Origin of the sequence: Candidatus Solirubrobacter pratensis, from assembly GCF_000425945.1 — a bacterium.
In the GTDB taxonomy this organism is placed as follows: domain Bacteria; phylum Actinomycetota; class Thermoleophilia; order Solirubrobacterales; family Solirubrobacteraceae; genus Solirubrobacter; species Solirubrobacter pratensis.
Window position 1 is genome coordinate 1 of record NZ_AUEK01000021.1, and the last position, 20,661, is coordinate 20,661.

19 protein-coding genes are annotated in these 20,661 nt (G+C 74.5%); 8 read left to right on the forward strand and 11 right to left on the reverse strand.

Features of this window, described 5'->3' with window-relative positions; translation table 11 throughout:
* Positions 1–821: 821 nt before the first annotated feature.
* The 4 genes from H958_RS0123110 to H958_RS0123125 all read right to left on the reverse strand — a co-directional run bounded on the left by H958_RS0123110 (position 822) and on the right by H958_RS0123125 (position 3,987).
* Positions 822–1,583: a 3-keto-5-aminohexanoate cleavage protein gene (locus H958_RS0123110; RefSeq protein WP_028060383.1), complete on the reverse strand. Its 762-nt coding sequence runs from the start codon at positions 1,581–1,583 to the stop codon at positions 822–824.
* A gap of 16 nt (positions 1,584–1,599) precedes the next feature.
* Entirely contained in the window at positions 1,600–2,208 is a 609-nt protein-coding gene (locus H958_RS0123115) for a fused MFS/spermidine synthase (RefSeq protein ID WP_028060384.1), read from the reverse strand.
* A complete protein-coding gene (locus H958_RS39755) occupies positions 2,205–3,713 on the reverse strand; it encodes a spermidine synthase (protein ID WP_051324713.1) in 1,509 nt (502 codons plus the stop codon). The genes H958_RS0123115 and H958_RS39755 overlap by 4 nt, the downstream gene beginning before the upstream one ends.
* A gap of 94 nt (positions 3,714–3,807) precedes the next feature.
* Positions 3,808–3,987: a rubredoxin gene (locus tag H958_RS0123125; RefSeq protein ID WP_028060385.1), complete on the reverse strand. Its 180-nt coding sequence runs from the start codon at positions 3,985–3,987 to the stop codon at positions 3,808–3,810.
* A gap of 24 nt (positions 3,988–4,011) precedes the next feature.
* Between H958_RS0123125 and H958_RS39760 the strand changes: the two genes are divergently transcribed.
* Together H958_RS39760 and H958_RS0123135 are read left to right on the forward strand one after the other, a co-directional pair.
* A complete protein-coding gene (locus tag H958_RS39760; protein ID WP_051324714.1) occupies positions 4,012–4,623 on the forward strand; it encodes an NUDIX hydrolase in 612 nt (203 codons plus the stop codon).
* Entirely contained in the window at positions 4,613–5,593 is a 981-nt protein-coding gene (locus H958_RS0123135) for an NAD-dependent epimerase/dehydratase family protein (RefSeq protein WP_037411279.1), read from the forward strand. The genes H958_RS39760 and H958_RS0123135 overlap by 11 nt, the downstream gene beginning before the upstream one ends.
* On the opposite strand, the gene H958_RS0123140 is transcribed toward H958_RS0123135, so the two are convergent.
* Positions 5,590–6,345 carry a tyrosine-protein phosphatase gene (locus H958_RS0123140; protein WP_028060387.1) on the reverse strand — a complete coding sequence of 252 codons (756 nt, stop codon included), beginning with the start codon at positions 6,343–6,345 and terminating at the stop codon, positions 5,590–5,592. The two genes, H958_RS0123135 and H958_RS0123140, sit on opposite strands and share 4 nt — an antisense overlap.
* Positions 6,346–6,360: 15 nt before the next feature.
* On the opposite strand from H958_RS0123140, the gene H958_RS0123145 reads away from it, so the two are divergent.
* Positions 6,361–6,819 carry a heme-degrading domain-containing protein gene (locus H958_RS0123145; RefSeq protein WP_028060388.1) on the forward strand — a complete coding sequence of 153 codons (459 nt, stop codon included), beginning with the start codon at positions 6,361–6,363 and terminating at the stop codon, positions 6,817–6,819.
* Here the strand turns inward: H958_RS0123145 and H958_RS46640 are convergent.
* A complete protein-coding gene (locus H958_RS46640; protein ID WP_156028198.1) occupies positions 6,809–7,006 on the reverse strand; it encodes a hypothetical protein in 198 nt (65 codons plus the stop codon). The genes H958_RS0123145 and H958_RS46640 overlap by 11 nt on opposite strands.
* 31 nt (positions 7,007–7,037) lie before the next feature.
* On the opposite strand from H958_RS46640, the gene H958_RS39765 reads away from it, so the two are divergent.
* Positions 7,038–7,529 (forward strand): GNAT family N-acetyltransferase, encoded by a 492-nt coding sequence (locus H958_RS39765; RefSeq protein ID WP_051324715.1) that lies wholly within the window; start codon positions 7,038–7,040, stop codon positions 7,527–7,529.
* On the opposite strand, the gene H958_RS0123160 is transcribed toward H958_RS39765, so the two are convergent.
* Positions 7,518–9,752, reverse strand: a complete 2,235-nt coding sequence (locus tag H958_RS0123160; RefSeq protein ID WP_028060389.1) for a transketolase-like TK C-terminal-containing protein — start codon at positions 9,750–9,752, stop codon at positions 7,518–7,520. The two genes, H958_RS39765 and H958_RS0123160, sit on opposite strands and share 12 nt — an antisense overlap.
* Positions 9,753–10,217: 465 nt before the next feature.
* Here H958_RS0123160 and H958_RS45350 point away from each other — a divergent pair, with 465 nt between their 5' ends.
* Positions 10,218–11,279: an amidohydrolase family protein gene (locus H958_RS45350; protein ID WP_156028199.1), complete on the forward strand. Its 1,062-nt coding sequence runs from the start codon at positions 10,218–10,220 to the stop codon at positions 11,277–11,279.
* Here H958_RS45350 and H958_RS0123165 read toward each other — a convergent pair.
* Together H958_RS0123165 and H958_RS39770 are read right to left on the reverse strand one after the other, a co-directional pair.
* Positions 11,165–12,439, reverse strand: coding sequence for an MFS transporter (locus H958_RS0123165; protein ID WP_196807508.1), 1,275 nt, complete (start codon positions 12,437–12,439; stop codon positions 11,165–11,167). The genes H958_RS45350 and H958_RS0123165 overlap by 115 nt on opposite strands.
* A 2-nt stretch (positions 12,440–12,441) precedes the next feature.
* The gene (locus H958_RS39770) at positions 12,442–12,798 is read right to left on the reverse strand and encodes a nuclear transport factor 2 family protein (protein ID WP_196807509.1); all 357 of its coding nucleotides are present in this window, start codon (positions 12,796–12,798) and stop codon (positions 12,442–12,444) included.
* Positions 12,799–12,895: 97 nt separating this feature from the next.
* Between H958_RS39770 and H958_RS0123175 the strand changes: the two genes are divergently transcribed.
* Positions 12,896–15,988 carry an AAA family ATPase gene (locus tag H958_RS0123175; protein ID WP_028060391.1) on the forward strand — a complete coding sequence of 1,031 codons (3,093 nt, stop codon included), beginning with the start codon at positions 12,896–12,898 and terminating at the stop codon, positions 15,986–15,988.
* Here H958_RS0123175 and H958_RS0123180 read toward each other — a convergent pair.
* Positions 15,943–16,920, reverse strand: coding sequence for a TIGR03557 family F420-dependent LLM class oxidoreductase (locus H958_RS0123180; protein WP_028060392.1), 978 nt, complete (start codon positions 16,918–16,920; stop codon positions 15,943–15,945). The genes H958_RS0123175 and H958_RS0123180 overlap by 46 nt on opposite strands.
* 54 nt (positions 16,921–16,974) lie before the next feature.
* Here H958_RS0123180 and H958_RS0123185 point away from each other — a divergent pair, with 54 nt between their 5' ends.
* Positions 16,975–18,423, forward strand: a complete 1,449-nt coding sequence (locus tag H958_RS0123185) for a gamma-aminobutyraldehyde dehydrogenase (RefSeq protein ID WP_037411282.1) — start codon at positions 16,975–16,977, stop codon at positions 18,421–18,423.
* A 25-nt stretch (positions 18,424–18,448) separates the two neighbouring features.
* On the opposite strand, the gene H958_RS0123190 is transcribed toward H958_RS0123185, so the two are convergent.
* Complete coding sequence (locus H958_RS0123190) at positions 18,449–20,125, reverse strand: FAD-dependent oxidoreductase (RefSeq protein WP_051324716.1); 1,677 nt, start codon at positions 20,123–20,125, stop codon at positions 18,449–18,451.
* A 113-nt stretch (positions 20,126–20,238) separates the two neighbouring features.
* On the opposite strand from H958_RS0123190, the gene H958_RS0123195 reads away from it, so the two are divergent.
* Positions 20,239–20,631, forward strand: coding sequence for a VOC family protein (locus H958_RS0123195; RefSeq protein ID WP_028060395.1), 393 nt, complete (start codon positions 20,239–20,241; stop codon positions 20,629–20,631).
* The last annotated feature ends 30 nt before the right edge of the window (positions 20,632–20,661 follow it).

The window sequence follows — 20,661 nt, forward strand, 5'->3', positions numbered from 1 at the left end:
CCGCGAGGTCGCCACGGTCCTCGGGCGCGCCGCACTGAAGTGCGGCTTCCGCCCGGGCGCCGGCGTGCCGGTCGCGGCGGCGCACCAGGTCTTCGACGGGCTGGCCGAGGCGGCGTAGGCACGGGGGCGCGGGGGGCGGGGCGCCGCGGGGCGCGATCGCCGCCGCGGGGCGCGATCCCCCGCCGCGGAGCGCGATCCCCCGCCGCGGAGCGCGATCCCCCGCCGCGGAGCGCGATCCCCCGCCGCGGGGCGCGATCCCCCGCCGCGGGGCGCGATCCCCGGCCGCGGGCCGCAAGCACCGTTGGCGCCCCCGCGCGATCCGCGGCCGCCGCGATGCTCCGCCGCCGGCCGCCGCGATTCCGCCGCGGGCCGCGATCCCCGCCGCCGCGATTCCAGGCGGGGCCCTCGGCTACTGCGGCGATCCTCGCCGCCGCCGCGATCTACCGCTGCCCGCGGGAATCCGGCGCCGGCGATCCACGGCGCCCCGCGAGTTCACCACCCCGCGCGCTCCTCCGCCGCTCCTGCGACCCGCGCCCAGCGCCGACGCGATCTCCTCGTGCGGCCCGTCTCTCCCGGCGAACGTCAACTGCGCGTTAGGGGGTGAGACCGATCGCGCCCGATCACGGTGAGCCGGCTCGGCGATCGCGATCGACCGCCTCGCGCGGTGGTGCCGAGGGTGACCTAAGGAGCGTGGGCACCCCCCGCATGCGGTGATCGTCTGGGCACGCGGCTCGCCCCTCGCTCCCCTCACCTGCCGCCGTTGACGTTCACCGGCGCGACGAGGCGCGACGTGCGCGAACGCGGCTCGCCCCTCGCTCCCCTCACCCGCCCCCGTCGACGTTCGCCCGCGCCAACAGCGCGGCATTCCCCGGCGCAAGCGACCCGTCGCGCAGCACGAGCACGTCCTCGAGCCCGATCCGGACGTCGTGCCCGCGCGCTCGCGCCGCGTCGATCACCGCGTACGTCGCCGGCCCGTAGCCGTGGTGCAGCCGCGGGGTGGGTATCGCGGCTCGGTTGAGGACCGCGTCGATGGCCGCGGCCCGCGCGATCGCGTCCTCCGGCGACTCGTCGTGCGGCTCCACGAGGATGCGCCGGACCGGCAGGTGCCGCCGGCCGCGCCCGTGCGAGCCCGCGCCCCAGGACTCGACCAGGCCGCTGCCCGCGAGCGCCTCGGCGTCCTCGACCGACCAGAGCCCCGCCTCGACCTCGATCCCTCGCTCGCCCAGCAGCGCGATCAGCTCCTCCCAGCCCGGCTCGGAGAAGTTCACCGAGCAGAGGTCCGGACGCTCCGTCCAGCCCGAGATCAGGCGCAGTCGCTCCGCGGCGTCGCCGCCCGTGATCCAGACGCCGGTCGACAGCGACAGCTCGAGACGCGGCGCCGCGACCCGGATCGCGTGCACCGCCGCGGCGACCGCCGCCGGCTCGAGCGTCTCGGCGCCGTCCCCGTCTCGCGGGTGGACGTGGACCGAGCCCGCGCCCGCCGACACCACCGCACGCGCGTCGTGCTCGAGCTGCTCCGGCGTGACCGGTAACGCCGAGTGCTCCTCCGGCGCCCGACTCCCGTTCAGGCAGGCCTGGATCACGCGCGGCGCCCCCGCCTCATCGCCGCGCCCCCGGCACCGCCGCCAGCGCCAGCAGGGCCGCTGCGATCAGGAAGGTCCAGCGCGTCCCCACGAGCGGGATCAGCACCAGCGCGGCCGCGAACGTGCCGACGAGCCCGCCGGCGGTCGAGAGCGCGTAGAGGCGCCCGGTGACGTCGCCGGCGTCCTCGACCGCTCGCACGCGCAGCCGGATCGCCCACGGCGAGACCGCCCCGAGCACGAGCACCGGCGGCCCGACGAGCACGAGCGCGACGAGCAGCGACCCGGCGAGCTCCTGCAGCCGGTCCTCGGTCAGCCCGAGCAGCGGGATCGCCACGAGCGGGATCAGCGCCACGAGCGCCGCGCCCGCGAGCGCGGTGAGGGCGAGCCCGCGTGCCGACGGATGGCGATCGGCGAGGCGACCGCCGAGCCAGTACCCGCCGGCGAGCGCGAGCAGCACGACCGCGATCGTGTTCGCCCACACGACCGTGGACGCGCCGAATGCGGGCGCCACCAGCCGCTGGGCCGCGATCTCCGCCGCCAGCGTCGCGACGCCCGCCGTGAACACCACGAGCTCGACGAACGTCCAGCGCCGCTCGCGGCGGCCGGCGACGACGGCGTCGGTCACCCGCCCGCCTCCCCCGCGGCGTAGCGCACGATCGAGGTGTCGATCAGCCACTCGACCGGCGCGCGATCGTCGGTGAAGACCTCGCCGCCGCGCAGCGCCGGCTCGATCCGCTGCCCGGCGGCCAGCGGGCCGAGGTCCGAGGGCATCGCGGCGCCCAGCATCGAGGAGGAGGAGATCGGCGCGTCGGACGCGATCAGCATCGTGTTGGTCGGGACGATCGGATCGCGCGCGACGTGCGCGAACACCTTCCCCAGCGTCGCCGACAACGCCTTCTCCAGCGTGTCGGACCCCACCGGGTGACCGACGTTGACGATCACCGACCCGCCGGGCCGCAGCCGCTCGCGTGCGATCGAGAAGAACTCCTTCGTCGCCAGGTAGAACGGGATGTACGGCTGCCGGTACGCGTCGACGAAGATCGAGTCGTAGCGCTCCGGCGTGCGGCGCAGGAACGGCCGGGCGTCCTCGGCGAACTCGCGCAGCTGCGGCCGCGGCTCCAGCCCGAACCAGCGGCGCCCGATCTCGAACAGCCTGCCGTCGATGTCGACGGCGTCGATCCGCGTGTCCGGGAAGTACTTCGCGTATGCCCGCGCGACCGTGCCGCCCGCCGTCCCGAGCACGGCGATCCTCCCCGGCGGCCGCGGCGCCACCGTGAACGGGAGCACCAGGTAGCCATCCCAGTAGGCGTTCGTCAGGACCGTGCCCGGCTTCCACAGCGAGTGGATCGCCTGCCCCTCGTTGAGCTCCAGCCGGCGCGAGCCGTCGGGCATCTGGACCACCCGCGCGTACTGGTACGGCGTCTCGGTCTCGTACAGCACGCGTCCCATCTCGGCCGGCTTGACCGTCCCCACCGGCAGCGCCAGCGCGGCGAGCAGCACGCCCGGCACCACGAGCCAGCGGGGCCGCAGCGCCACCGCGGCCGCGAGCGCCGGGATCGCGGCGAGGATCAGGAACGTCCGCTGGGTCCCGACGCCCGGGATCAGCACGAGCGCGGCGAGGAACGTCCCCGCGAGCGAGCCCGCGGTCGAGATCGCGTAGAGCCTCCCCGCGACCTCGCCGGCCCGGGCGACCTCGACGATCCGCAGCCGCGTCGCCCACGGCGACACCGCGCCGAGCAGCAGTACCGGCACCGCCACGAGGACGAGCACGCCGAACAGCGACGAGAGGAACGCGCCCGCCGAGAGCGTGTCGAAGGCCTTCACGCTCAAGGACAGGAACGGGTGGGCGACCAGCGGCACGACCGCGAGCAGCACGCTCGCCAGCAGCACCAGCCCGGCGAGCGCCTCGACCCGAGGCCGGCGGTCGGCAAGCCGCCCGCCGACGCGGTAGCCGACCGACAGCGCGACCAGCACGACCGCGATCGTGTTCGCCCAGATGACCGTCGAGGCGCCGAAGAACGGCGCCATCAGCCGCGCCGCCGCGATCTCCGCGCCCAGCGAGCTGACGCCGACCGCGAAGACGAGCACCTCCAGCGGGAGGCGCAGCGTCCGGGCCCGGAGTGCGGTCACCTAGGGCAGGCTAGTGGTCGCCGTTCGCGGATACGGCGCATCGCCGGCGAACGCGTCTGCCGCGATGTGTCGTCTCCGCCCGGACGGCGATCACTCAATCGGCATACGGCGAGAAATCGGCCTTGCGGGCGCCGCATACCGGGCAGAACCAGTCCGCCGGGATCTCCTCGAACGGCGTCCCCGGAGGGATCCCGCCGTCGGGATCGCCTTCCTCAGGGTCATAGATGAAGCCACACGATTCGCAGATCCACCTCTGCTCCGTCTCCGTCGTCATGTGGGCGGATATTAGGCTCCCCTGATGGCGCACGGTCCAGAGCCCGGCACGATCCTCAACGAGGGCGAGCCCACGAAGCCGCGTCAGGCGGCCACGGTGATCGTCCTGCGCGGCGGGGGCGAGCGGCTCGAGGTCCTGCTCGTCCAGCGCACGCCGAAGGCGCGCTTCATGGGCGGCGCGTGGGTGTTCCCCGGCGGCTCGGTCGACAAGGCCGACCTCGACGGCCACCGCGCCGCCGCCGTCCGCGAGCTGCGCGAGGAGGCCGGCCTGGTCATCGGGGACCCCACGGCCCTCGTCCCGTTCGCGCGCTGGATCACGCCGCCGGAGGTCAGCATCCGCTTCGACACGTGGTTCTTCCTCGCCCGCGCCCCCGAAGGCCAGGAGGCCGACCCGGACGGGCAGGAGATCGTCGACGCCCGCTGGTTCGAGCCGGCGCGGGCGATCCAAGGCGGCGAGGCGGGAGACCTCCTGCTCGTCTTCCCGACGATCAAGAACCTCGAGCGGCTCGCGCGCTTCGACAGCGCCGACGCCCTGCTCGAATGGGCCGCCGGCCGCGAGGTCAAGCCCGTGCAGCCGCGTGTGGAAGGTCAGGGCGAGGCGGCGCGTATCGTCCTCGACGACGAGGATGCCCTCTGAGCCGAAGCTGACCGTCGCGGTCACGGGGCCGACGGGAGAGATCGGCCGCGCGTTCCTGCGCGCGCTCGACCGTCGCCGCAACGTCGGCCGCGTCCTCGGGATGGCGCGCCGCCCGTTCGATCCGCGCGAGCAGGGCCTGCGCAAGACCGAGTACCGCCAGGGCGACGTGCTCGACCGCGGCGCCGTCGAGGAGCTGGCCGCCGAGGCCGACGTCCTCGTCCACCTCGCGTTCATCGTCCTCGGCGGTCATGCGGAGACGCGTCGCATCAACCTCGAGGGCTCGCGGCACGTGTTCGCCGCCGCGCGCCAGGTCAGCCGCTTCGTCTACACCTCGTCGGTCGCCGCCTACGGCTTCCATGCCGACAACCCGCAGCCGCTCACCGAGGACGTCGCGCCGCGCGGCACCGAGGCGTTCTACTACTCCGCCCAGAAGGCGGAGCTCGAGCAGGCGCTGGAGGAGGAGCTGGCCGGCGCGGCGACCGAGACGTACGTCCTGCGCCCGTGCATCGTCGCCGGGCCCGACGCGCTGGTGCTGATGCGCCAGCTGCCGCAGGCGCGCGTCCCCGGCCCGCTGCGCAAGGCCGTCCCGCCGGTGCTGCCGGATCCCGGCATCCCGTTCCAGCTCGTGCACCACGACGACGTCGCGAGCGCACTCGTGGCCGCCGTCCGCGGCGCGGGGGAGCCGGGCGCCTACAACCTCGCGGGCGACGGGACGATCACCCTCGCCGACCTCGCCCGCGCGCTCGGCTGGCACGCGATCGCGGTGCCCGCGCCGCTCGTCGGCCTGGCCGCCTTCGGCGCAAAGCTGCCGCTCATGCCGAGCCTCGCCCAGTGGGTCAACGCCGCGCGCGTGCCGGTCCTCATGGACACGGCCAAGGCGAGGCGGCAGCTGCGCTGGCGCCCGCGCCACGACACGCTCGCGACGCTGCGCGAGACCGTCGCCGCGGCGCGCGAGCGCGGCGTCGTCTAGATCAGGCGCGCCCGCAGCGCGGTCACGTCGTCCTCGCCGAAGCCGTGCTCGCCAAGCCACCCGCGCGGCCCGCCGTAGCGGTCGTCGAGCAGCGTGAGGAGGCGGTCCATCGTCTCCGGCCGCGGCACGTGGACGTCGTCCTCGTCGTCGAGGTCGGCCGCGTAGGTCGGCGTCGAGCGCAGGCGCTCGAGCACCGCCGTGATCCGCTCGCCGGTCGCGACGTAGTCCTCGATGACCGCGTCGCGCGCGACGCCGACCGCCTCGAGCGCCAGCGCGACGACCACGCCGGTCCGGTCCTTGCCCGCCGCGCAGTGGACGATCGCGGCGCCCTCGCCGCGCGCGACGTCGCGCAGCGCGGCGACGACCGAGTCCGGCCGGTCGTGCAGGTAGCCGAGGTAGGCGCGCACCATCGGCGTCTCCTCGAGATCGCCGCCCGAGCGGCGGAAGGGCAGGACGGTCTCCGCGGCGGCGTCCGTGAGGTCGCCGCGCTCCGGATGCAGCGAGCGGTGGCGGATCTCCACCCGGCCGACCAGCGGTCCGGGACCCTCGAGCCGCAGCTCCGACGTCGTGCGCAGATCGACCACGAGCCGCAGTCCGAGCGCCTCCAGCGCCGCGACGTCGGTGGGCGTCAGTCCCTGCAGGTTGTCGGTGCGCACGAGCACGCCCTCGCGCGTCGCGCCGCCGCGCGCGAGCGGCAGCCCGCCGATGTCGCGCGCGTTCGCCGCGCCCTCGAGTGCCAGCCAGCGCCGCACCGCCACAATGCTGGCATGCCCACGCTCGAGGAGCTCGCGGAGCAGGAGGAGCGCCTGCAGTTCGACCGCTTCGACGACGACGTCGCCTGGGCGCTCGGCGTGCAGCTGCGCGACGCGGCCGCCGCGCGCGGGCTGCCCGTCGCGATCGAGCTGCGCCGCAACGGCCGCGCGGTCTTCCACGCCGCGCTGCCCGGCAGCGCACCCGACAACGACGCGTGGCTGCTGCGCAAGGCGCGCGTCGTGGACCGCTACGAGCAGGCCTCCTACCGCGTCGGCGAGGCGGCGCGGCAGGCGGGCAGCACGTTCGAGGAGCAGAGCCGGCTGGACCCCGACCGCTACGCCGCCCACGGCGGCGCGTTCCCGGTCCGCGTGCGCGGCACCGGCGTCGTCGGCACCGCCGCGGTCTCGGGCCTGCCCCAGGTCGAGGACCACGAGTTCATGGTCGAGCAGCTGGGCATCTTCCTCAGCCGGTAGCGCGGATCCGGTAGCGGCGCACGGCGCCGCGATCGCCGCGATCCACGCAAACGCGCTGGCGACGCACACGGCCCAGCTCGCGGGCGGCGACATGCGCGCGTTCGTGGACATGGCGTCCAATCCGGACCGCTTCGAGCGCGGCGTTCAGCGCGCGCTCGACGGCATCGCGATCTCGATCGGGGAACAACCGCGCGGCGGCAGCGTCTTCCCATGAGCAGATGCCGCTCGCCCTTCTCCCCCACTACACCGTCCGCGCGCTCGGGCCTGACGACCGCAGCGCGCTCGCCGTCACGTTCGAGCGCCTCAGCGCGGAGTCGCGCCGGCGCCGCTTCCTCGGCCCCAAGCCGCGGCTGTCGGACCGCGAGCTGACGTTCCTCACCGACGTCGACCAGGTCCGCCAGGTCGCGCTCGCCGCGATCGACGAGCGCGACGGGAGCATCGTCGCCGTCGCCCGCTACCACGCGTGGGCGGATCGCGACGACGTCGCCGACGTGGCGGTCGCCGTGATCGACGAGTGGCAGGGCTGCCGGCTCGGAACCCGCCTGGCGCGACAGGTGATCCAGCACGCCCGCGCGAACGGCTTCACCCGGCTGACGGGCACGACCTACTGGGACAACCGGCCCGCACGCCGGATGCTGCGCACGCTCGGCTTCAACACCGTCGCCTTCGACGGCCCGCTGCTCGACATGGAGATGCGACTAGCCGAGTAGGTCCAGCGCGGCGCCGACCACCGACTCCGCGTCGATCTGGTGGTGCTCGTAGAGCTCGGCGATGTCGCCGGCCTGGCCGAAGCGCCGCACGCCGAGGCAACTGACGCCACGCCCACCCACGCCCCCGAGGAACGACAGCGTGTGCGGGTGCCCGTCGAGCAGGCTCACGATCGGGACACCGGGCCTGAAGAGGCGCTCCAGCACCGCGGGATCGCCCTCCCCGAGGCCCGAGCGCGCCTGGAAGGAGCGGAACAGCAGGTCGGCGCTCGTGATGCAGACGACCTCGATCCGCCGCCCTGCCTCCGCGCGGAGGATGTCCGCCGCCGCGACCGCCTCGGGCACCAGCGCTCCCATCACGGCGATCGCGAGGTCCGGGCTTTCGTCGGGCTGCAGCCGGTAGCCGCCGGCGATCGCCTCCGCCCGCGTGCCGCTGTGCAGCGTCTGGTCGATCGGGCGCGTCGAGAGCCGGAAGTACGCCGACGTCCCGCCCTCGCGCCCGAGCTGCGCGAGCGCGTGCAGGAAGCACCACTCGAAGTCCTGCCCGAACGCCGGCTCGTACGCGACGCAGCCCGGCTGCTCGATCCCGATCGACGGCGTGATGACCGACTGGTGCGCGCCGCCCTCCGGCCCGAGCGTGACGCCGCTGGGCGTGCCGACGAGGATCGACTGCCCGCCGGCGTAGATGCCGAACGACCACGGCTCGAGCGCGCGGGCGACGAACGGGTCGTAGATCGTGCCGACCGGAAGCAGCGGGCGGCCGTCGCGCGACCACGTCGCCCCGAGCTCGCCGAGCAACCCGACGAGGTTGACCTCCGCGATGCCGAGCTCGATGTGGCGCCCGTGGTCGGACTCGCGCCAGCGGATCAGCGTGTCGGTGTCGTCGGCGAACCAGTCGATGCGATCGCCGAGGTTCCAGATCCCGGCCTTGTTGATCCAGCCGCCGAGGTTGGTCGAGGTGCCGACGTCCGGCGAGACGGTGACGACGTGCTCGGCCACCTCCGGCGCCTCGCGCGCGAGGTCGACGAAGAACCGCCCGAACGCCTGCTGCGTGGACTCACGGCCGCTGTGCTCGCGGCCGAGGTCCGGCGGGACCGCCGGCGGGGCGATCGCGCTCGGCGGCTCGCGCTCCAGGCGCTTCGCCGTCACCTCGCAGAGGTCCGCCTCGCGGCCCTCGAGCGGCCGCCACGGATCGTCCGCGTCCTCCCCGAGCTGCTGCGCCAGCTCGCGGTACTGCTCAGGGGTGAGCAGCGCCGAGTGGTTGGCCGGGTGGCCCTCGGTCGGCAGTCGCCAGCCCTTGATCGTGTAGGCGAAGACCACTGACGGGCGGTCGCGGACGGCGTCGGCCTGCCGGTACCCGTCGATCAGCGTCGCGAGGTCGTGCCCGCCGAGGTCGCGGAAGGTGGCGAGCAACTCGGCGTCCTCGAGGTCGGACACGTCGACCTCGAGCCGCTCGCGCAGCTGCGGCGCGTCGGCGCGCAGCAGCCGCTGGTACTCCTCGTTGGGCATCGCGTCGATGCGGGCGCGCAGCGCGGGCCGGCGCTGCAGCCGCGGGCCGTACTTGACCATCACCGTGTGCCAGCCGGCGGCCTCGAACATCGACGCGAGCCGGCCGGCGGCGATGTCCGGGACGACGCGGTCGAGCGACTGGCGGTTGAGGTCGACGACCCACATGACCTCGCCCAGCTTGCTCACCATCGGGTCGGCGATCGCCTCCCAGCACGCGCCCTCGTCCAGCTCCGCGTCGCCGATCAGCGCGATCTGGCGGCCGCCGACCGGGACGTCGAAGTGACCGGCGACGTAGCGGTGCGCGAGCGCGCCCCAGATCGGCGCCGTCGCGCCGAGGCCGACGCTGCCGGTCGAGTAGTCGACGGGGTCCGGGTCCTTCGTGCGGCTCGGATAGGACTGCAGGCCGCCGTACTCGCGCAGCGTCGTCAGGTAGCGCTTGTCCAGACGGCCGAGCAGATGGTTGATCGCATGCAGCACCGGCGACGCGTGCGGCTTCACGCTGACCCGGTCCGGCGCCTCGAGGTGCGCGAAGTACAGCGCCGTCATCAGCGACACCATCGACGCGCTGGACGCCTGGTGGCCGCCGACCTTCACGCCCGAGCGGTTCTCGCGCACCCGGTTGGCGTGGTGCACGAGGCTCGTCGCGAGCCAGAGCACGCGCCGCTCGACGTGGCCGAGCGTCTGGAGGTCGAGTTGCGGTTCCGCGGCGAGGGCCACGGACGCAGCCTAACCTCCTGCGCCGCGTCTCACGCGTGGGCGCCACCGGGCGGCGAAACGATCACGGGCCCAGAGGGGGTGCGCCACGTTCATCGATACAGAGCCGCAGGAACGTGACACACACCCCCGCCGGCGACGCGCGACGATGATCGATCGTGAGCGCTCGGACCCCCGATCGACGGTGACGCGCACATTCGCCCGCGGCCCGGGCGAGCGCGATGACGGAGGCCGGCGGCCGCCGCGATCGCGGAAGGCGCCGCGATCACGCCGTGATGGCGGCGCCGGCGGACGCCGCGATCGCGGAGAGCGACCGCGGGGCACGATCCACGCAGGCCCGAGGTCCCCGCCCACCATTACCGCGCAGTTGCCGTTCGCCACCCCGCGCCATTCGCTCAGGCGCGTCCCCTGACGGGGCGTCAGCCCGCCGAGCCATCGTTGACTTGACGCAAAGACGCGAGCGCGGGCGTGGCCCTGGTCTACGTCTACCCGTCCGGCGATCGACGGCTCCACGGTGTTCGCCGGCGGGTCGGCCGGGCCGAGGCGATGCAGGTGCCGGCGGGCAGCGTCCTGCGGCAGCACGCCGGCGACCGCCGCGCAGACCGTGGGTCGTACGCATGGCTCATCGCCGGGCCGTCCTGGTGGCACATGACGCGTGTGAACGGCAGCCTCGCGGCGCCCTGGAGCGCGCCGGGTTATCGTCACGGCGCGATGCGCGGCGTCGACATGCACGTCCACCTGCCGACCGGCGACTGGGTCTGCGGCTGCGTCGGCCACTACCTGGACTCGGTCGAGCGCTACTTCGGCACGCGCCCGGAACCGCGCACGGTCGAGGACCTGGTGGCGCTGTACGAGCGGCTGGACCTCCGCGGCGTGCTGCTCGGGTGGGACGCCGAGGGGCGCGAGATCGACAACGCCTGGCTGGGCTCCTTCTGCCGCGAGTCGCGCTTCGTCGGCTTCGGCTCGGTCGACCCGAACCGGCCGGACGCGCTGGACCGGCTCGCGCGCTTCCCGTCGCTGGGCCTGCGCGGCCTGAAGCTGCATCCCACGATGCAGGCGTTCGACCCGGGCGACGACCGCTTCCTGCCGTTCTTCGACGCCGCCGCCGAGCTCGGCCTCACGCTGCTCACGCACGCCGGCACGAGCGGCCTGGGCGCGGGCGAGCCGGGCGGTCAGGGGCTGCGCATCGACCTCGCCCGCCCGATCCTGCTGGACCGGATCGCGGCGCGGCATCCGCGGATGCCGATCGTGCTGGCGCATGTGGGCTGGCCGTGGCATCTCGAGGCGGTCGCGATGGCGCTGCACAAGTCCAACGTCTACCTGGACATCTCCGGCTGGAAGTACCGCTACCTGCCCGAGGACGTCCGGCGCGAGATGCCGCGGCGGCTGCGCGGGCAGTTCGTGTTCGGCACCGACTACCCGATGTTCGACCCTGAGGCCTGCCTGGCCGAGTTCGAGGCGCTCGGGCTGGCGGAGGACGTCGCGGAGGCGATCCTGCGCGACAACGCGGCCGCGCTGCTCGGCCTGTAGGCGCCCAGCGCGGCGAGGCCGGCGACCACGGGGCCGAGGCCCGCGATCAGCAGCGCGGGCTGCGCCCCGATCGCCGCGACGAGCACGCCGCCGATGCCGAGCGCGCCGAGCTCGGCCGTGTTGCGGGCGGCGCCGTAGGCCGCGAAGGCGCGGCCGTGCCTGGCGGCGGTGACGCGCTCCTGGATCAGCGTGCGCATCAGCACGTTCTTCACGCCGTGGCCGGCGCCGCCGACGAGGTAGCCGGCCATCACCCACGCGAGCACCGCCCAGCACGCGGCGGCGGCCATCCCGGCGCCCTGGAGCGCGAGCGCGAGCATCGCGGTCGCCGCGAGGCTCCTCTTGGCGCGTGGCGCGAGCCCGGCGGCTCCGGCGACCATGCCGGCCGTCCACGCGGCGAACACGAGCGCGTAGCCGGCGCCGCCGGCGTGGACGACGTCGCGGACATAGAAGACCTCCACGGTCATCGAGGCGGAGATGAACAGGAGCCCGGCGGTGGCGGCGGTGACGGCGACGCGCAGCGTGGGGTCGGCGAAGAGGAGCGCGAAGGCGCCGTCCTCGCGGCGGCGCCACGGGCCTCCGGGAAGACGCCGGCGCTCGGCGGCGGCCACGGGCGTCGGCTCTCTCCGCGCGTGCAGCAGCAGCGCGGCGATCGCGACGGCCGCGAAGCTCGCGGCGTTGACCGCGAGCGCGACGCGGGCGCCGCCGGCGGCGGTCAGCGCGCCGGCGATCAGCGGCCCGGCCGTGTAGCCGATGTAGCGGGCGCTCTCGATCCAGCCGTTGGCCTTCGCGAGCGCGCCCTCGCGGGCGACGACGGGACCGAGCGCCGCCTCGGCGGGGCCGGCGACGGCGGCGCCCGCGCCCAGCAGCGCGGCGAGGGGGAGGATCGCCGCGAGGCCGCCGGCGAAGACGAGGCCGGTCGCGACCACCGCCTGCGCAACGGAGACGAGCGCGAGCGTGCGGCGTGTCTCGGTGCGGTCGACGAGCCGCCCCGCCGGCGAGGCGAGCAGCGCGATCGGCCCCATCAGCGCCGCGAACAGCGCGGCGACGGCGAAGCCGGATCCCGTCAGATCGTGCACGCGCAGCGCGAGCACGACGACGAGGATCAGGTCGCCGGCGGCCGACAGCGCCACGGCCCCGGAGAGCAGGCGGAGGTCGCGCATGGTCATTCGTCCCAGGCCTGGACGCCGTCCCAGCGGACGATCTTGCCGTCGTGGACGTGCAGGAGCGCGTTGCAGCGGACCTGGGCGCCGCCGCCGGGATAGCTGCAGAGGACGGCGAGCGCGGCGCGGTCGCCGGCGCTGAAGCCGTCCACGACCTCGCTGGTGATGCCGCGGGCCGCGGCCTGCTCCAGCATCGCGAGCACGGCCGCGCGCCCGCGGTAGACGGCGGGCGCCTGCGGCTGCGAGCGCTGATCGACCTCGACCCACGTGACGTCGTCGGCGAGCAGCGCGGCGAGGTTGGCCTTCGACGAGTCCGCGATCAGGGACTCGACGTCGAGCGGGGTGACTGTGGCTGACATGCGCATCACCATCCATGACGCCCGTCAGCGCACCGTGATCCCACCGTCAGCGCTCCGCAGGCCCGCGGCACACTCCGGGCCGCCGTAGGCTTCGGCAATGCTGCGCGTTCGGCTCCTCGGCGAGCTGGCGGTCGAGTCGGAGGGCGGCCGGCGGATCGCACCGGCGAGCCGGCCCGCGCGCGAGCTGCTCGCGTGGCTGGCGCTGCATCCCGGCCCGCACCCGCGGCTGGAGCTCGCAAGCCGGTTCTGGCCGGACGTGCTCGAGTCCAGCGCCCGCGCGAGCCTGCGTACGGCGCTGCACGAGCTTCGCCGCTCGGTCGGGGAGGACGCGGTGGTCGCCGATCGCGAGACGGTGGTCCTCGCCGGCGAGCCGTGGGTCGATGCGCTCGCCGTGCGCGCACTGGCCGCGGAGGGCCGCGCCGAGGAGGCGCTCGCGCTGTGCGCGGGCGACGCGCTGCCCGGGCTCGACCGCGACTGGGCCGTCGCCGCCCGCGACGTGCACCGCGAGTTGGTCGCCGGGCTGCTCGCGAGCCTCGCCGACGCGGCGGAGGGCGAGGCCGCGCTGCGCTGGGCGCGCGAGCACGTCCGCGCCGACCCGCTCTCCGAGGACGCCACCCGCCGGCTGATGCGCCTGCTGAGCGAAGCCGGGGACCGCGCCGCCGCGCTCGCGGCCTATGCCCGCCTCGAGGAGCGGCTGCGGCGCGAGCTCCGCGTCGTCCCCTCCCGCCGGACCCGCGAGCTGGTGGAGGAGATCCGCGCGGGGGGCGCCGGCACCGGCGAGGACGGCGCCGCGATCAGCCGTGGTCCCGCCGCCCTCCCTCCCCGCGGCCCGTTCGCCGGCCGCCGCCGCGAGCTCGCGCGCGTCCGGTCGCTGATCGCGCCCGGGCGGCTCGTGGCGATCGCCGGCGAGCCCGGGATCGGGAAGACGCGGCTGCTCGCCGAGCTCGCCGATGGGGCGCTGTACGGGCGCTGCTACGAGGAGGCGCTGACGCCGTACCAGCCGTTCGTGGAGGCGCTCGGAGCGGTGATGCCCGAGGCCGACGGCGAGGGCGGCCGCTGGCGGCTGTTCGAGGCGATCGGCGCCCGGCTGGAGGGCTCGCTGCTGCTCCTCGACGACCTCCACTGGGCCGACGCCGGCACGCTGCGCCTGCTCGCGCACCTCCTGCACCGGCCGCGGGCGCCGGCGATCGCGGCCGCGTACCGCGACAGCGAGATCTCGCGCACCCATCCGCTGGCCGCGACGCTCGCCGACCTTCGCCGCGACGGCCTGATCGAGCGCGTCGCGCTGCGCGGCCTCGACGAGGCGGCGGTGGCCGAGCTCGTCGGCGAGCGGGCCGACGCGAACGCCCTGCACCGAGAGACCGGCGGGAACCCGTTCTTCGTCGAGCAGGTGCTGCGCCATCTCGCCGACGGCGGCGACCCGGCCGCGATCCCCGAGGGCGTCAAGGACGTGATCGGCCGTCGCCTCTCCCGCCTGGCGCCCGGCACCGGGCGCGTCATCGCCTACGCGGCAGTCGCCGGCCGCGAGTTCGACGTCGCGCTGCTCGAAGCCGTGCTGGCAGACCACGACGTCCTCGGCGCGCTCGAGGAGGCGAGCGGCGCGCAGATGATCCGCGAGGAGCGCCCCGGCCGCTACACGTTCGCGCACGCGCTCGTTCGCGAGACGCTGTACGACGAGCTCAGCCTCACGCGCCGCGTCCGCACCCACCGCGCGCTCGCGGACGCGCTCCCGCCGGACCGCCTCGCGGAGCTCGCCCACCACCGGCTCGAAGCGGCGGCCGCGGGAGATCCGGCGCCCGCCGCCGACGCGGCGCTCGCGGCCGCGCACGACGCGATGCGCGCGCTCGCCTATGAGGACGCCGCGAGCCTGTGCGAGCGCGCGCTGACGGCGCTGGAGGACGCGCCGGGCGAGCGGCGCAGGCGCGGCGAGCTGCTGCTCGCGCTGGGCGACGCGCGCCTGCGGGCGGGAGAGAACGACCGCGCGCGAACGGCGTTCGCGGCCGCCGCGGAGGTCGCGCGCGAGCTGCAGGGAGGCGCGGCGCCGATGCGCGCCGATGCGGCGCCCGGCCGCGGCGAGCCCGGCTTCGCGGCCGAGCTCCTCGCCCGCGCCGCGCTCGGCTTCAGCGGCCTCGGCGTCACGATCATCGCCGTCGACCGGGAGGCGGTCGCGCTGCTCGAGCAGGCGCTCACCGCGCTCCCGGGCCACCATCCGCTGCGCGCGCGCCTCCTCGCCCGCCTCGCGATCGAGACCTACTACGTGTCCAGGCCCGAGCGGCGCAAGGCGCTGGGCGACGAGGCGGTCGCACTCGCTTCGGGCGACGCCCGGATCGACGCGCTCAACGCCCGTCACGCCGCGCTCTGGAGCGCCCAGTACCTCGACGAGCGCCTCGCGACCGCCGACGAGATGATCGCGCTCGCGGCGCGCCACGGCGACGCCGAGCGCGAGCTGCAGGGCCGCAACTGGCGCGTGCTGGACCTGATGGAGCGCGGCGACCTCGACGACGCAAGGCAGGAGATCGCCGCGCACGAACGGCTCGCGGCCCGGCTCAGGCTGCCCGCCTACGAGTGGTGGGGCCCGATGTGGCGCTCCAGCCTCGCGATCCTCGAGGGCCGCTTCGACGACGCCCAGCGCCTGGTCGACGAGTTCATGAGCGCCGAGGACCCCAACGCCGGCCTCTACGCGGAGATCCAGGGGTTCGTGACCGCGCTCGTCCGCGGCGACGTCTCGACCCTCGACCTGAACCCGGTCGAGCGCGAGACCGGCCGTCCCGCCGAGTACGCCTACCGCGCCGGCTACGCATGGATCCTCGCGCTCGGCGGCCGCGCCGATGAAGCGCGGGCCCAGATCGCGCTCGCGCTCGGAGGCCTCCAGGACGACATGAACCGGCTCGCCGCGCTCGCGGAGCTCACGCAGGCGCTCGCGCTCCTGGACGAGCCCGGCCCCGCCGCCCGGATCTACGACCTGCTGGCGCCCTACGCCGACCGCAACATCGTCAACGGACGCGGCGCCGCCGGCTACGGGTCAGCGTCCTACCACCTCGGCGTCCTCGCCCGCCTGCTCGGCCGCACCGAAGCGGCCGAGCGGCACTTCACACGAGCGCAGGCGCACAACGAGCGCATGCACGCGAGGGTCTGGCTCGAGCGCTACGCGCGGACCGAGCGCAGCGCGGGCAGCACCTTCTCGCCGTAGACCTGGATCGCCCGGTGCGGATCGGGCGAGTTGTTCTGCAGCACGATCACCGTCGGGCCCAGCTCGAGCAGCTCGCGGATCCCCTCCACGTGCGCCTCGACGTCGGACCCTACGATCACGTTCTGCCGCAGCTCGTCGTCGGAGATGACCTCCTCGCCGTGCTCGTACATCGCGCGCGGCTCGTGCCAGTCCTCGCGGTAGTGGTCGGCCGGCTGCGCGCCCTTCCACTTGCGCACCGACTCGAACGCCGCGTCGTCGTCCTCGGCCCACGAGAACAGCGCCTGGAAGACGATGTCGCCGCCGTCGTCGCCGCGCGCCGACCGGAACGCCTCGAGCACCCCCGGCGTCGACTCCGGGTCCGGCAGCGTCCAGACGCCGTCGCCCCAGCGGCCCGCGACGCCCGCGGCCTTCTCCCCGAAGGCCGACACCCAGATCGGCGGGCGCCGCTCGGCCAACGTGTGCAGCCGCGCGTCGCGCAGCGTGTAGAAGCGGCCCTCTTCGGTGATCGTCTCGCCCTTCCACAGCCGGTCGATGATCGACAGCGCCTCCTCCATCCGGGCGATCTGGTCCTCGATCGAAGGCCACGGATCGCCGAGCGGCACCTCGTTGAGCGCCTCGCCCGATCCCAGCCCGAGGAACATCCGCCCCGGGAACAGGCGCTCCATGGTCATCCACGCCTGGGCGATCATGACCGGGTGGTAGCGCGAGCCGACCGACGTCACGCCGGTCCCGAGCGGCACCGTCTTCGTCGCCTGGCCGGCGGCGCCGAGCCAGGGCCACGTGTGCCCCGACTCACCGCCCTGCCACCACGGTTGCAGATGGTCTGAACTGGACACCCCGTCGAACCCCGCCGACTCGGCTTCGACGGCCTGGCGCAAGAGGTCTTCGGGTGGGAACTCCTCCTGGGAGGCCCCGAGGAAAAAGCGCGTCATTCCCCGGGGCTACCCGGTGCTAGCGTCACGCACGAGCCGACCTGAGGAGGACGCATGGCCGCTACCGAGACCGGAGCCCAGACCTTCAACAACTTCATCGACGGCGAGTCCGTGCCCGCCGCCGAAGGACGCACGTCAGACGTCGTCAACCCCGCCGACGGCAAGGTGATGGCGACGGCGCCGGATTCGACGGCCGAGGACGTCGAGCGCGCCGTCAAGGCCGCCCGCGCGGCGTTCGACGAGTGGTCGAACAAGACGCCGGCCGCGCGCTCGGAGGCGCTGCTCAAGCTCGCCGACGCGCTGGAGGAGCGCGGCGACGAGCTCGCCGAGCTCGAGGCCCGCAACGCCGGCAAGCCGCTGCAGGCGGTCAAGGACGACGAGATCCCCGCACTCGTCGACAACATCCGCTTCTTCGCGGGCGCCGCGCGCAACCTGGAGGGCAAGGCCGCGGGCGAGTACCTCGAGGGCTACACGTCCTGGATCCGGCGCGAGGCGGTCGGCGTCGTCGGCCAGGTCGCGCCGTGGAACTACCCGCTGATGATGGCGATCTGGAAGGTCGGCCCCGCGCTCGCGACCGGCAACACGATCGTCCTCAAGCCCGCGCCGACCACGCCGCTGACCACCCTGCGCCTCGGCGAGATCGCGTCCGAGTTCCTCCCGAAGGGCGTCCTGAACATCGTCGCCGGCGGCAACGAGACGGGCGCGACGCTCGTGACCCATCCCGACGTCGACATGGTCTCGCTCACCGGCAGCGTCGAGACCGGCAAGTGGATCGCGCGCGAGGCCGCCGCGACGCTCAAGCGCGTCCACCTCGAGCTCGGCGGCAAGGCGCCCGTGGTCGTCTTCGACGACGCCGACCTCGAGGCCGTCTACGAGACGATCGCCGGCACCGGCTTCTACAACGCCGGCCAGGACTGCACGGCGGCGACGCGCGTGCTCGCCGGCTCGAAGATCTACGACGACGTCATGAACGGCCTCGCCGAGCAGGCCAAGGGCTACAAGACCGGCGACACGATGGACCCGGATACGACGCTCGGCCCGCTCAACTCCTCCCGTCAGCGCGAGCGCGTCGAGGGCTTCCTGCAGCGCCGGCCCGACCACGCCGAGATCGCCGCCGGCGGCAGCGAGCCGGACCTGCCGGGCTTCTTCCTCGAGGCCACCGTCGTCGGCGGCCTCAGGCAGGACGACGAGATGATCCAGAAGGAGATCTTCGGCCCGGTCATCACCGTCCAGCCGTTCACGGACGAGCAGGAGGCGATCAAGTGGGCCAACGGCACGCCGTACGGCCTCGCCTCCTCGGTCTGGACGCAGAACCTCGGCCGCGCCCTGCGCGTCTCGAAGGCGCTGCGCTTCGGCTGCGTCTGGATCAACGACCACATCCCGCTGGCGAGCGAGATGCCGCACGGCGGCTTCAAGCAGTCCGGCTACGGCAAGGACCTCTCGATGTACTCGCTCGAGGACTACACCGTGGTCAAGCACGTGATGGCGAACATCGGCAGCTAGTCCGATGCGCGGCGTGCTCGCCGGCTCAGCCGGCGAGCACGTCGTGCGCGAAGCGCACGACCATCGCGCCGTCGCCGACGGCGCCCGCGACACGCTTGGAGGCGCCTGAGCGCACGTCGCCCGCCGCGAACACCCCCGGGCGGACCGTCTCGAGCAGATGCGGCTCGCGGTCGGCCAGCGGCCAGTTGAGGTAGCCGTCGCACTTCGCCGCGCCGGAGCCGCAGAGCAGGTAGCCGGCGGTGTCGACCGCGAGCATCCCCGTCGACGCCTCGGTGCACGGGTCCGCCCCGATCATCACGAACACGGCCGTGACGGCCGCCTGCTGCTCCCCGCCGTCGCGGTCGCGCAGGGTCACCGACTCGACGGTCGCCGAGCCGTGGATCGCCGAGACCTCGGTCCGCGTCACCACCTCGATGCGCGGCGAGCGCTCGATGCGGTCGATGAGGTAGTGCGACATCGTCGACTTCAGCGCGTCGCCGCGGACGACGATGCGCACGCTGCGGGCGCGCGACGCCAGGTGGATCGCCGCCTGGCCGGCCGAGTTGCCGCCGCCGACGACGACCACGTCCTCGCCGCGGCAGCGCTCGGCGTCGGTCGGCATCGCCGCGTGGTAGACGCCGGCGCCGCGGAAGCGGTCCACGCCCTCGGCCTTCAGCTCGCGCCAGCGCGCGCCGGTCGCCATCACGAGGGTCCGGGCCAGCACGTGCTGGCCGTCGTCGAGGTCGATGCGGACGAGCCCCTCGGGCCCGTCGGCCAGCTCGACGGCGCGATGGAAGCTGGACAGCACGGCGTCGAAGCGCCGCGCCTGCAGCGTCGCCTTGCGCGTCAGGTCGGTCCCCGAGATCCCGCTCGGGAAGCCGAGGTAGTTCTCGATCCGTGTGCTCGTGCCCGCCTGGCCGCCGGGCGCCCACGCCTCGGCCACGAGCGTCCGCAGCCCCTCCGAGCCGCCGTAGACCGCGGCCGCGAGCCCGGCCGGCCCGGCGCCGAGCACGACGAGGTCGAAGCGCTCGCCCTCCACCTCGGCGCGCAGGCCCAGCGACCGCGCCACCTGCGCGGCGGACGGGTTGCGCATCACGTTCGCGGCGTGGATGAGCACGGGCGTCTCCGAGCGCGGGATCTCGAGCCAGTCCAGCAGCGCGGCGCTCTCCTCGTCGGTGTCGACGTCGTACCAGCGCACCGGCAGCAGGTTGCGCTCGAGCAGGTCGCGCACCTCGAACGCCCGCCGCGATCCGCGCGCGGCGATCAGGCGCATGATCCCGTGGCCCTCGGCCTCGTGCCAGGCGCGGCGGGCCAGCAGCGTGCGGAAGACGTGCTCGCCGAACTCCGGCCAGCGGGCGACCATGTCGCGCAGCCCGGCGCGGTCGAACTCGATCACGTGCGTCGTCTCGACGGCGACGCAGGCGCTGATCGTCGGCTCGCCCGTGAAGGCGGCGATGTCGCCGATGAACGTGCGGCTGTCGGCCTGCGCGACGTAGACGTCCTTTCCGGGCTTGCGATCGACGAGCTCGACCAGCCCGGACTCGATGACGTAGAACGGCGCGTCGCGGACGGCGTGCTCGTAGAGCACCTCGCCGGGCTCGAACACCCGCCGCTCGCCGCGCTCGGCGAGCCATTCGAGCTTCGCGTCCGAGAGCCGCGGGAACAGCACCTCGTCGTCGAGGTCCGGGAACCGCTCGCTCCGCATCACGCGCGTCGTGGCCATTGACCGAGGCTACCGCGCCTTCAGCGCGCGCTTTGCGGAGCTCGACGCGCGGCGGCGATGAGTTCCGCCGGGTGCGCCGGTCTACACGGCACAACCGACCTACAGGAGGCACCGTGAGCAAGACCCGCGCCCGCATCGCCAAGATCAACACCGTCGTCGTCCCGGTCGCCGACCAGGACCGCGCGATCTCGTTCTACGTCGACACGCTCGGGCTCGAGAAGCGCGCGGACGAGCCGTTCGGCGACCACTACCGCTGGGTCGAGGTCGGGCCGGAGGGCGCCGAGACGACGATCGCGATCTGCCCGCCCCCGCCCGGCGGGGCGACCGGCAACGTCCAGACCGGCATCAGCCTGCAGACCGACGACATCGACGCCTACCACGCCGAGCTCAAGGACGCCGGCGTGGACGTCGACGCCGAGGTCAGCCGCATGGGCGCGCCGGTGCCGCCGCTGTTCTGGTTCCGCGACCCTGAGGGCAACACGCTGATGGTCGTCGAGGCCGCCTGACGGCACGCCGCCGGGCCTGGTGCGCCGCCG